This is a genomic window from Bradyrhizobium sp. SZCCHNRI1029, assembly GCF_032487555.1.
Taxonomy (GTDB): domain Bacteria; phylum Pseudomonadota; class Alphaproteobacteria; order Rhizobiales; family Xanthobacteraceae; genus Bradyrhizobium.
Genome location: NZ_JAUEUK010000009.1, coordinates 172,584 through 184,711 on the forward strand (window position 1 = coordinate 172,584; position 12,128 = coordinate 184,711).

Genomic DNA, 12,128 nt, shown 5'->3' on the forward strand with positions numbered 1-12,128 from the left:
TCGCACCATCGCGTGGCCTCACAGCGTCTTCAGGTACTCGATCAGGTCCCAGCGCTCGTCCTCCGAGAAGGCACCGCCGATGATGCCGTTCGGATAATCCTTGTTGGGCTTCGTCGGCCCTTCGAAGGAATGACCGAGCGTGCTGTTGCCCTTGATCGGCTTGCCGCTGGAATCGCTGGTCACGAACAGCGTCTGTCCGACCTTGCACGTGCTCTCGCCGCCCTTCGGCACGGCGAAGCCGACCGACTTCGGGTCATAGTCGCGCGCGCCCTGGCAGAACGATGTCGGCCGCTCGGCAGCCGGCGTTAGCAGCCAGTACAGCGACGGCACCGAGCCGTTGTGCAGATAGGGTGCGGTCGCCCACACGCCGTTGAGCGGGCGGGCGCGATAGCTCTTGCCGGCCGGGTTGGGACAGTTTCTGCGATCGCCCCACAATGCGGCCCGCTCCGCCTCGGAGATCTTGCGGTCCTCCATCCATTTGTCGCTGGCCTTCTGCACGACGGCCATCAGCGCCAGCGCATAGGGCATCTCCGTGGTCGAGCCCTGCGGCAGGTTGCAGCCCTTCAGGTCCTTGGCCGGATCGACCTCGAGGAAGCCTGCCACGTTGACCTTGCGGTTGGCGAGAATGCTCGCCTGTCCGGGGTCGGTCTGCATCGCCTCGACGGGCTTCTGCACGAGGTCGAGGATCGGGCCCTTGGCGTTCCAGCCCTTGCTCTCCCAGTCATCGGCTGGCTTGATCTTCCAGAAGCTCTTGTCCGGATAGGTCTTGTCGAACACGGTGTCGGCGACCGGGCCGAGATGGCACTCGACACAGACAGCGGCATAGAGCTTACGGCCGCGTTCGACGCGGACCGGATCGATCTTCCAGGCGTCGTCGCCGGCGAACAGCTTCTCCGGCCATTTCGGCGAGGTCAGCCCGCCGAACGCGGGCGTCGTGGTCGCGAACGGATCGGGACCGCGCAGCATGTTCTCGATGTAGAGCAGGTTATCGATCGCCATCGACGAGCGCCACAGTCTGTCGCTCGCGGTCTTCGGCGAGAAGTTGATCTGTGCGGAGACGCCGAGCGCCTCGCCGGCATTGCGGATCAGGGGCTGCGCGATCGATCCGTCATATTGCGCCCAGGAGAACCACGGAACGGTCCAGATCGGCGGATAGGACACCGGCGCGTCGATGGCCTCCTGGTTGTCGAGCATGTTGGGCAGACCGCTCGAGGCCATGTCGAGGTAGAATACCTGGTTGCCGATGCGGTTCAGCGCGTCGAGCCGGCCGAAGCCTTCCTCCGTCTCGGTCTGGCCCTTGGCTTCGATCGTGGTCTTGTAGTTGTTGGCCTGCATGTTGAGCGCGAAATCGATCGCGGCCTTCAGGCCCTTCTTCAGGCTCGCGCGATCGGCGTCGGACGCATTCGGCCCGAGCACGCGATCGGCAAAGCGCGTGAAGCGGCCGGGCACGTATTGCGTGAAGATCATCGCAAAGCCCATGGCCTCTTCAAGCTTGCGCAGGTCGACCATGCCGGGGCCGCCGTCGAAGCGTACGCTCACACCCTTGTAGTGGATGCTGCCGGAGTGACAGGCCGCGCAGGTCAGGCCGATCTTGTCGGACTGGGCGGCGCCGGTGGCGGGATCGGTCGCGCCGGTGAGCCGGGCAAAGCCGACCGGCAGGCCGCCTTCGTTGCCGGCCGGGGTCGGCTTGAGGCCGGCGGGCAGCGGCGCTGCGACCTCCGTCTTGGCAGCCGTCGCGGCGTAGCCGAACGGCCGGAGGACGCTTGGGTCGCCGTCGACGCTCTTCGGGCTCGGGATGAAGCCGAAACGTTCGAGATAGGCGCTGTCGGAGATCAGGCCGGGCGTGCCGAACGGCGCAAGATAAGGCTGCTCCATCGCCATGAACCAGGCGTAGGGAATCGGGAAGGTCGCGGTGCCCTGCGTCACGTGGTGAAACCAGTGCCGGTCCTGCGTGGTCCAGCCCTGATCGAGCCAATAGGCCGCCCTGGTCGGCTCGGTCTCGGGCAAAGCGGGCGGGATCAACGCCGCGACCTTCTTCGGCAGAACCTTGCCGAGCTTGTCGCTGACGGCGTCGGGCGCGGCCACCCAGGCGAGCAACACGGCGGCGCCGGCCAGCACTGCCGTGCCGACGAGCGCTTTGCCGATACGCCAGACGATGTTCGCGGGCTTGGGCTTGGCCATCAGCCGCGCGGCGATACGCTGCGGCAGGCGGCGGTCGACGAACAGCGTGCGGACCTCGGCAACGGAGAGATAGCGGCCGTCGCCCTCGCCCTTGCCGAGGATGTTGAGCAGCACCGGCCATTCGCCCTGCATCAGAATGGGGAAGTACCAGCGCGCTCGGTCGCCGTCGCGCGTCAGATTGGCCTTCATGAAAGTCTGGATCTGCGCCTCGTTGAGGCCGCGCTCGGTGCCCCCGTTGGGATCGGGATAGTCGCTGCCGAAGCTCGCGAACCGGTCGATCTCCTCGGGATGAACCTTGGCCTCGGCGTCGAGAATGCGCGATCCGCCGCCATGTTTGTCGAGCGGGCCGTTGCGCAACTGGTCGAGATCGGCGCCGGACCACAGGCTCTTCAGCAGCCGCAGCGGCGACAGGCCGTTGGCGATCAGCGCAACGCCAAAGGTCTCGATGCCGACGAGCCGCTTCTTGAAGCCGGTCTCGCCGCTCGCCGCCTCGACCCGGTCGCCGATGGTCTTCAAGGGGACGCTGTGGCCGTCGACGAAGCCGCCGGCGACGAGCGCGCGCAGGAAGGGACACGGGTTGTCGGACGAGACCGGAAGCTGTCCGGGCAGGGCGTCACGGGCGCTGTCTTCTTGCATCGAAGAACATCCTTGGAAAGCACCTGAGTGATGAAAACGAAATCACGCAAACAAACGAGGACGACGCCGAATTGCGCCGAGGAACGGGCGGATCGGCCGCCGTCTGAACGCTACAATGCAATCGTGAATGATTGGCGCAACCCGCCCAAGTGTCAACCTCAAGTCGCGATCGCGCTATTCGCCCGCGAACTTGGCCTTGGTGTCCACCAGAGTGAGCTTGGTCAACGGGATGCCGGCCTTGGTGAGGCCGTCGCGATAATGCGCGATGTCGGTGGGATTGCGCCAGCGGATGTTGCTCAGGAGGCGCTCGATCGTCATCCACGGATGCTGGCTCAAAAGTGCCGCGACGGCCTCGCCCGCTTCGACCGAGCGTCCGAGCTGCGCCAGCGCGGCGGCGCGGATGGCGAGGCACTGCAGATGGTTCGGGTTCTGATAGTGCGACTCTCGCGCCCAGGACAGCGAGGCGTCGTACTGGCCGAGCATGTAATGGCTGAACGCGCTCAGCACCGACCATTGATAGCGCGGATCGCTGTTGCCGCGCTGGGCCGCCACCGAGAACAGCTCGATCGCCTGGCGGTGCTCGCCGGCGACGAGATGGCAGACGCCGAGCACGCCGCGCGCGCCCATGTCATAGGGATTGAGCTGCAGCGACTTGCGCGCCGCCTCCATCCCGGCCTCGACCCGGCCCTGCATGGCATGGACATAGGCCAGCAGCGAATAGGAGAAGGACGAGCGGGAATCGAGCCGGACGCCGGCCTCGGCCAGCGCCATTGCCTCGTCCCACAGCTCCCGTGAGTTCCTGATCCAGCCGAAATGGATGCCCTGCAGCAGGATGGTGCCGAGATAGGTGTGGGCGATCGCAAGACCTGGGTCGATCCTGATCGCCTCGCGGAACAGCGCGATCGAGCTCTCGTAGTCGGCCTTGGTCGGCTGGTAGTAGTGCGACAGCCCGCGCAGGAAGCGATCCCACGCCGTGAGGTCCGTGGTCTTGGACCGCACCGGCACCGCCGCCTCCGCGCGATAGATCTCGGGGATCAGCGCGGTGCAGAGGTTGGCGGTGATGTCATCCTGCACTGCAAACAGGTCGCCGATGTCGCGGTCGTAGCGGCCGGCCCAGAGCTGCTCGCCGTTCTCCGGCGCGACCAGCTCGGCGGTGACTCTGATCTTGTCGCCGGAGCGCCGCACCGAGCCCTGGATGAGATAGGTCGCATCGATCTCGCGCGCGATCAGGCGGGCACTCATGCCGGCATGCTTGAAGGCGAAGGTGGAGTTGCGGCTGAGCACCCGGAAGAACGACTGCAGCGACAGCGCATGGATGAGGTCTTCGGCCAGGCCGTCCGAGAAGTATTCGTCGGTCTCGCCGCTGAGATTGGCGAATGGCAGCACGCCGACGATGGCGGTGCGGTATTGCGCCGGCAGGGTCGTGGCGGACCGCTGCTCGCGGCTCTTCTCCGGCGAGGACGGATCCCAGGTCCAGACGTTGATGGTGTCTTCGATGTTCTTGAAGCGGAACGGCCCGCGGTCGACGAAGGTGACCGTGAGGTGCTTGCTGGCTTCCTGGTAGGCCTTGTGGGAGACGGCAATTCCGCCGGGCGGTGCTGCGGCTTCAAGCCGCACCGCGGTGTTGACGCCGTCGCCGAACACCTCGTCCTCATCGAAGATGACGTCGCCCATGTTGAGGCCGAGGCGAAACTGCATCACCCGGTCGGCCGGCAAATGAGCATTGCGCTCGGCCATCAGCTTCTGCACCTCGACCGAGGCCGCGATGGCGCCGACGACGCTCGGAAATTCCAGGAGAAACCCGTCCCCTGTGTATTTCACGATGCGGCCGCCGTGATTGAGGATGATCGGGTGGATGGCGCCGCGATGGGCCTTGAACGCGGCATGGGTTCCCGCCTCGTCGGCGCCCATCATCCGCGAGTAACCGACCACATCGGCACAGACAATCGCGGCCAGCCGTCTCTCCATTCCGTCTTTGCTCCTACTCAGGGCGATACCACGGCAACAGCGGTCGAATCCAATCAATTTGCGGAAGCAATGTGTAGGCCATGTGGCGGGCCGGCGACATTGGACCCGATTGGCTCAGGTCAGCCCGGCCTTGATCAGTCCGTCGCGGTAGTGGTCGATGTCGTCCCGGCGTTTCCATCGGATGTTCTTGATGTGGCGGTCGAGCGTGAGCCAGGGGTATTGCGCGTACAGCACGTCGACGGCGTCGCCCGCCTGGTCGATCGCACCAAGCTGCGCCAGGGTCGCCGCGCGGATCGTCAGCGCCTGCAGATGGTTCGGGTAGAGAAACAGCTCCTCGCGGGCCCAGGACAACGCCGCCTCATAGCGGCCGAGCAGGTAGTGGCTGTAGGCATTCAGCGCCGGCCATTGGTAGCGCGGATCGCTGTTGCCGCGCTGGGCCGCGATCGAGAACAGATCGATCGCCTGCTGGTGCTCGCCGTTGACCATATGGCAGAGCCCGAGCACGCCGCGTGCGCCCATGTCGTAGGCATTGAGCTCGGTCGCCTTGCGCGCCGCCTTCATGCCGTCGTCATGGTCGCCCTGCATGGCCTGCACGAAGGCCAGGATCGCATAGGCGAACGAGGAGCGCCCGTCGAGCCGCACGCTGTCCAAGGCCAGATTCTTCGCCTCCTGCCAGAGCTCGCGCGAGCCCTTGATCCAGCCGAAATTGATGCCCTGCATCAGAATGGTCGCGAGATAAGCGTGCGCGAGGCCGAGCGTGGGATCGAGCGCAATGGCTTGCCGAAACAGCGAGATGGAGATCTCGTAGTCGGCCTTGGTCGGTCGGTAGTAGTGCGACAGACCGCGCAGGAAGCGGTCCCATCCGGTCGGGTCGGTCGCCGGCGCGCGGACTGGAATCGAGGCTTCGACACGATAGATCTCCGGCATCAGCGCCGCGCATAGGCTGGTGGTGATCTCGTCCTGCATCGCGAAGAGATCACCGACATCGCCGTCATAGCGACCGGTCCACAATTGAGCGCCGGTCTCGGGCGCGATCAGCTCCGCCGTCACGCGGAGCTTGTGACGAGAGCGCCGCACCGTTCCCTGAATCAGGTAGGTCGCGTCGATCTCGCGTGCGACCAGGCGGGGATTGAGGCCGCGGTCCCTGAAGCGAAACGTCGAGGTGCGGCTCAGGACACGAAAGAACGATTGCAGCGACAGCGCATGGATCAGGTCGTCCGCGAGCCCGTCGGCGAGATAGGCGTCGGCGTCGTCGGAGAGGTTGACGAATGGCAGCACGCCGACGATCGCGGTGCGATATTGCGGCGGCAGGCCGGTGACGCTCGTCCCGGCCCGGATCGCCGCCTCGCTACCCGGCTCCCATGTCCACGCCTGCACCGGCTCCCGCAGGTTCTTGAACTGAAAGCTTCCGGCGCTGGTCAGCTTGACGGGGAGTTGCAGGCCGGCCTCCTCATAAGCCTTGGCCGAGACGGCAACACCGCCCGGGACGGCGATCGATTCCAGATTGACGGCGACATTGATGCCGTCGCCGAAGGCCTCGCCGTCATCGACCGTAAACTCACCCTGATGGATTCCCAGCCGGAAGCGCATGTTGCGGTCGGACGGCAGATCGGCGTTGCGCTCCGCCATCAGGGACTGCATCTCGATCCCGAACTGGATGGCGCTGGCGGCGTTGGCGAATTCCAGCAGAAAGCCGTCGCCGGTGTGTTTGACGATGCGGCCGGCGTGGTTGAGGATGATCGGATGGATGGCGCCGCGATGAGCCTTGAAGGCGGCGTGCGTGCCGTCCTCGTCAATCCCCATCATGCGTGAATAGCCGGCGACGTCGGCGCAAAGGATGGCAGCGAGGCGTCTTTCCATCACATCGTGCTCCCGCCTCGCGCATACCACGGCCGAGGCGGCCAAATCCAACGCTTTTCCAGAACCCATCGCGGCACCTCGCCATGCGGCCCCGCGCCGGCCTCTGCGGCGCGAGACGGCAATGCCGAGGCCAGGTATGGTTAGACCGTTATTGTTAGGAAATGTTCAATCATGCTCGGCATTCACGATCTGCCTTTGTTTCTCGTCTCCGGGCTGCTGCTCAACATCACGCCGGGTCCCGACACCGCCTACATCGTTGGCCGCAGCGCGCAGATGGGCTGGCGCGGCGGGGCCGCTGCCGCCTTCGGCATCAGCACGGGCTGCCTGGTTCACGTGTTCGGAAGTGCGATCGGGCTGTCGGCGCTGCTCACGGCCTCCGCGACGGCCTTCGCGACGGTGAAATGGGCCGGTGCGGCCTATCTGGTCTATCTCGGCATCACGCAGCTTCTGGCGCGGCGGCCGGACGCCGCCAGGGCGAGTGATGCGACGTCGAAGCCGGTGGTGACGCTGCGCCAAGCGTTCTGGCAGGGCGCGCTCACCAACATCCTCAATCCGAAGGTCGCGATGTTCTTCCTCGCCTTCCTGCCGCAATTCGTCGCAGCCGAGGCGCCGCACAAGGCGATCGCCTTCCTGCTGCTCGGCACGATCTTCATCGTCAACAGCACGATCTGGTGTCTCGGCGTCGCCGTCGTCGCGGCCCGTGCAGCGCGCCGCGTGCGCGACTCGTCCGCCGCGCTGCTCTGGCTCAACCGCACGATCGGCGGGCTGCTGATCTATCTCGGCGTCCGGATCGCGATGCTCGAGGCGCGCTGACTTACCGGAGCAGCTCGACGACCGCCGTGCCGGCGAGATACAGGCCGAGCAGGATCATGGCGATCAGGAACACACGGCGGAACGCCTCGGCCGGCAGTCGGGATCGCGCCGCTTGGCCCGCGAACATGCCGACAAAGGCGCAGGCCATCGCGACCGCGCCGGGCAGGGCGGTGGCCGTGCTGAGCAGGCCGGAGCTCGTCAAGTTGAAGGCCAGCGTGACCGTGGCGACCGTGAAGAACACGCCGAGGGCCTGGACCAGCTCGTCCTTCTCGAGCCCGATCGCCTGCATGTACGGTACCGAGGGCACGACCTGCACGCCGGTGGCGGCCGAGATCAGCCCGGTGACGAGGCCGACGATGCCGCCGACCCATTTCTCGTGCGGCGGCGCGACCTTGAAGGCGAGCTTGGTGAGACCGAGCAGGGCATAGAGCATCAGTAAGACGCCGAGCGCGACGTTGCCCCAGCGGGTCGGGGCATGGCTGAGCGCGCCGGCGTTGAGGCAGATGCCGATCGCGGTCCCCAGCATCAGCGGCCACAGGCGCCTGGCGATATCACGCAGATAGGGGCCGGCGAAGGTCTGCCAGATGTTGGTGATCACGGCCGGTACGATGACGATGGCGAGCGCCCGGCCCGGCGGCATGGCGACCGCGAGCAGTCCGACCGAGATGGTCGGCAGGCCGAGGCCGAGCGCGCCCTTGACGAAGCCGGCCAAAGTGAGCGCGAAGGCGATGAAGATGAGGATGGGGTCGATCATGGTCGGCACATTGACCAGACTGCGCCGACGACACAATGTGGAGGTTACGGAGCAAGCCTTCGTCCAAGGCTGAGGCAGGATGACCATGCGTTTCGATCTGGTCGATCTCAGGCTGTTCATTGCCGTGGCCGAGGCCCGCAGCATCACCGGCGGCGCCGACCGGGCGCATCTGGCGCTGGCCTCGGCGAGCGCGCGGATCAAGGGTCTGGAGGACGCGTTTGGCGTCGAGCTGTTCAAGCGCGGCCGGCGCGGCGTGGAGCTGACCGCGGCGGGCGAGAGCCTGCTCGATCACGCCCGCATCATCATGGCCAATGTCGAGGCCATGCAGGGCGAGCTCTCGGGCTTCGCATCCGGCCGTCGCGCCAACGTGCAGCTGCTCGCCAACACGGTCGGCCTCGCCGAGCATCTGCCGAAGGCGCTGGCGGCCTTCCTGCGCGAGCATCCCGACATCAACGTCGATGTCGAGGAGCGCGAGAGCACCGAGATCGCCGAGGCGATCGTGTCCGGCAGAGCGGATCTCGGCTTTGCGGCGGAGCACGCGCTGCCCGAGACGATCGAGCGCTTCGCCTTCGGCGAGGACCGGCTGATCCTGGTGGCCGGACGGCGCAGCCCGCTCGCAGCGCGCCGACAGATCGACTTCAGCGAGACTGCGGGGGAGGATTTCATCGGCCTCACGCAGGGGACGGCGCTCAACGTCCATATCGGCCGGCACGCCGCGCGGCTCGGCATCCGCCAGCACGTGCGGGCCAGGCTGCGCGATTTCGACGCGATCTGCCAGATGGTGGCGGCCGGGATCGGCATTGCCGTGGTGCCGGAAGCGGCGGCGCGGCGTTGCGCGCGGTCGATGCCGATCAGCCTCGTCGCGCTGCGCGACGCCTGGGCCGATCGGCGGCTCGTGATCTGCGCCCGCAGCTTCAAGGCGCTGCCGCGTCCGGCGAAACTGCTCGTCGAGCATTTGCGCCGGGCCGCCGCGTGAGGCGCCCGACGACCGGCCGGATGTCTCCGTTCCGCGCGAGAGGCGGGGAGCCAAGCCGGTGGAGGCGGGCTCAGCCCGCTGCCAGCCGCTTCAGCGCCGCTTCGTGGACGCGCTTGTCGCCGGCGGCGACGATCCGGCCGCCGTTCTGCGCCGGGCCGCCTTCCCAGTCGGTGACGATGCCACCGGCGCCGTTGATGATCGGGATCAGGGCGGCGATGTCATAGGGCTTGAGCTCGGTCTCGATGACGAGATCGAGATGGCCGGCGGCCAGCATGCAATAGGAGTAGCAGTCACCGCCATAGCGCGACAGCCGCGTCTCGGCCTCGACCCGGCCAAAGGTGGCGCGATCGGCCTCGTTCATCAGCAGCGGGCTCGTCGTATAGCACACCGCATCCCCGAGACGCTCGCAGCGCCGGACCGAGAGCCGGCGCTCGCCGCCGCCGTTCTTGTAGTTGGCGGAGCCGTTGTCGCCGGCGAAGCGCTCGCCAATGAAGGGCTGGTGCATCATGCCGAACACCGGCGTGCCCTTGTGCAGCAACGCGATCAGCGTGCCCCAGGTCGGGAAACCGGCAATGAAGGATTTGGTGCCGTCGATCGGATCGAGCACCCAGACGTAGTCGGCGTCCTCGCGCTCATTGCCGAACTCCTCGCCGACGATGCCGTGCTGAGGAAAGTTCGCCTTGATCAGGCGGCGCATCACGGCCTCGGCGGCCCGGTCGGCCTCGGTCACCGGATCGAAATCGTGCCGGCTGCTCTTGTTGTCGACCAGCAGCGAGGTCCGGAAGAACGGCAGGATGGTTTCGCCCGACGCGGTCGCCAGACGACCGATGAAGGCGGAGAAATCAATGACCGTCACAACGCGTCCTTGGGTGAGGGAATCGGGTGGCTCTAAGCCCGGTTATGCCTAGCTCAAAGCGGTCGGGGGCGCATCCGGATATGGAACACCAGCGTGGCATCATGGATACCGTTTGGTGTCCGGCCGCGCTGGCCGGGCGCGGTTGAGCCGTCGCGGGCCTCTGATGTGAAACTGAAAGCGAAACCGGCGTCCCCCTCCGATCGTTTGGAATCTCCAATCAAGCCATTGACTTCTATGATGAAAAGAAGATCTGTTTCGCGCTGAACGCAACCCGGCCTATGTTTTTTTGCATGGAGAAAGGCGGAAAAACTCTTGCGCTTTGTGCAGCGCGATTGCATATTGTTGCGGTGCGGTAGCGCTTCGCGTTATCGCTGCCCTCCTTGGGCGTTTCCTCCCTAGACTTGGGCCGCTTGTCATTCAAGCGGCCCTTTTTTTTGCGCCGACGCCACCGGCCGAAATCGCTCGGACCGAACGCGCAGTCCTCTATTCCGCCGCCGCCTGGAACGGCCCGAGGTCGCCGAGCGGCACCGTCGCCAGCACCTCGGCGAGCACGGCGAGATCGGAGGCGACCTGGGCGAAGCGCGGTCCGCGCTCCCTGCGGCGCTCGTCCATGTAGATCGCGCGGTTGAGCTCGATCTGGATCGCATGCAAGCCCGTGGCCGGATTGCCGTAATGCTCGGTGATGAAGCCGCCGGCATAGGGCTTGTTGCGGCCGACCGAATAGCCGAGCCGGCCGAGCACGTCCTCGACCAGGTCCGGCAGCAGCGACGCGCAGCTCGTGCCGTAGCGGTCGCCGATCACCATGTCGGGCCGGCGCGGCTCGTCGCGCGAGACGCCGACCGACGGCATCGAATGACAGTCGACCAGCACCACGGTGCCGAACTGCTGGTGCACGCGGTTGATCAGCCGGCGCAGCGCGCGGTGATACGGCTTGTACAGCGTCTCGATCCGGTGCAGCGCCTCGTCGACGCTCAGCCGGTCGCGATAGATCTCCTGGCCGTCGCCGACCACGCGCGGGATCGTGCCGAGGCCGCCGGCCACCCGCATCGAGCGGGTGTTGGCAAAGCTCGGCAGCCGCCCGGTGAACATCCGCGGATCGAGCTCATAGGGCTCGCGATTGACGTCGACATAGCAGCGCGGGAAATGCACGCGAACGACCGGAAAGCCGCGCAACAGGAGATCGGCGATCAATTCGTCCATGAACGAATCTTCGGAGCGCCGCAGCGCCGGCAGATCGATTCGCGACGCCCTCAGGAAATCGTCGGGGTAGGCCGATCCGGAGTGAGGGGAATTGAAGATGATGGGCGCGCGCCATTCGGTCGGCTCCATGATCTCGAACGGCGGCAATTCGCCATCAAAGTCCGTCATCTCTGGGCGCCGTCCCCTTGGTCACGTGCGTCGATGTCACGTCCGTTGATGCGCCGGTATCCTCCGGCCGATTCGTTCTGGACAACGCAGGCACTGCTCTTGCCAACGCGCATCTTCGATAATCCGAGCCGGTCTGCCAAGCGAAAAGCAATGAAAAAGTTCATCTCGCGTTTGGAACAACTCTGAGCTGGCGTGCTGCTTCGGTCGAAGACCGCACCTTCAGCCCTCAAAATGCCTTGCCGATGTCGGATCAAAAGGCGCAATCTTTCACCCGAAATTTACCGCCCGTCAGGCTTAGTGGCGGCAACGCTCCGCCTCTCACCCGGACCAGACAACCCCTCGCCATGCACAAAATCCTGCTCGCCGAAGACGACAACGACATGCGCCGCTTCCTGGTCAAGGCATTGGAAAATGCCGGGTTCCAGGTCTCGCCCCACGACAACGGCATGTCGGCTTACCAGCGGCTGCGCGAGGAGCCGTTCGAGATGCTCTTGACCGACATCGTGATGCCGGAGATGGACGGCATCGAGCTGGCGCGCCGCGCCTCCGAGCTCGACCCGGACATCAAGATCATGTTCATCACCGGCTTCGCCGCGGTCGCCTTGAACTCCGATTCGGAGGCGCCCAAGAATGCCAAGGTGCTGTCCAAGCCGGTGCACCTGCGCGAACTCGTCAGCGAGGTCAACAAGATGCTGGCGGCCTGAGCCGCCAGGGAC

General features: G+C 65.9%; 9 protein-coding genes. 3 read left to right on the plus strand and 6 right to left on the minus strand.

What is annotated here, in order from left to right; all coding sequences use genetic code 11:
• Nucleotides 1-18: 18 nt before the first annotated feature.
• From QW861_RS24945 to QW861_RS24955, 3 genes are all read right to left on the minus strand, one after another.
• Complete coding sequence (locus tag QW861_RS24945) at nucleotides 19-2,817, minus strand: di-heme-cytochrome C peroxidase (protein ID WP_316193596.1); 2,799 nt, start codon at nucleotides 2,815-2,817, stop codon at nucleotides 19-21.
• Nucleotides 2,818-2,991: 174 nt separating this feature from the next.
• Entirely contained in the window at nucleotides 2,992-4,785 is a 1,794-nt protein-coding gene (locus tag QW861_RS24950) for an adenylate/guanylate cyclase domain-containing protein (RefSeq protein ID WP_316193597.1), read from the minus strand.
• 114 nt (nucleotides 4,786-4,899) lie between these two features.
• Nucleotides 4,900-6,645 (minus strand): adenylate/guanylate cyclase domain-containing protein, encoded by a 1,746-nt coding sequence (locus tag QW861_RS24955; protein WP_316184283.1) that lies wholly within the window; start codon nucleotides 6,643-6,645, stop codon nucleotides 4,900-4,902.
• A gap of 171 nt (nucleotides 6,646-6,816) precedes the next feature.
• On the opposite strand from QW861_RS24955, the gene QW861_RS24960 reads away from it, so the two are divergent.
• Nucleotides 6,817-7,458: a LysE family translocator gene (locus tag QW861_RS24960; protein WP_316193598.1), complete on the plus strand. Its 642-nt coding sequence runs from the start codon at nucleotides 6,817-6,819 to the stop codon at nucleotides 7,456-7,458.
• Between the two features lies 1 nt (nucleotide 7,459).
• Here the strand turns inward: QW861_RS24960 and QW861_RS24965 are convergent, their stop codons facing one another.
• A complete protein-coding gene (locus QW861_RS24965) occupies nucleotides 7,460-8,212 on the minus strand; it encodes a sulfite exporter TauE/SafE family protein (RefSeq protein ID WP_316193599.1) in 753 nt (250 codons plus the stop codon).
• An 85-nt stretch (nucleotides 8,213-8,297) separates the two neighbouring features.
• On the opposite strand from QW861_RS24965, the gene QW861_RS24970 reads away from it, so the two are divergent.
• Nucleotides 8,298-9,188, plus strand: coding sequence for a LysR substrate-binding domain-containing protein (locus tag QW861_RS24970; protein WP_316171344.1), 891 nt, complete (start codon nucleotides 8,298-8,300; stop codon nucleotides 9,186-9,188).
• Nucleotides 9,189-9,258: 70 nt separating this feature from the next.
• Here the strand turns inward: QW861_RS24970 and hisN are convergent, their stop codons facing one another.
• Both hisN and QW861_RS24980 read right to left on the minus strand, forming a co-directional pair.
• Nucleotides 9,259-10,044 (minus strand): histidinol-phosphatase, encoded by a 786-nt coding sequence (hisN, locus tag QW861_RS24975; protein WP_315716573.1) that lies wholly within the window; start codon nucleotides 10,042-10,044, stop codon nucleotides 9,259-9,261.
• A gap of 483 nt (nucleotides 10,045-10,527) precedes the next feature.
• Entirely contained in the window at nucleotides 10,528-11,412 is an 885-nt protein-coding gene (locus QW861_RS24980; RefSeq protein WP_315716574.1) for an N-formylglutamate amidohydrolase, read from the minus strand.
• 344 nt (nucleotides 11,413-11,756) lie between these two features.
• Here QW861_RS24980 and cpdR point away from each other — a divergent pair, with 344 nt between their 5' ends.
• Nucleotides 11,757-12,116 (plus strand): cell cycle two-component system response regulator CpdR, encoded by a 360-nt coding sequence (cpdR, locus tag QW861_RS24985; RefSeq protein WP_006610087.1) that lies wholly within the window; start codon nucleotides 11,757-11,759, stop codon nucleotides 12,114-12,116.
• The last annotated feature ends 12 nt before the right edge of the window (nucleotides 12,117-12,128 follow it).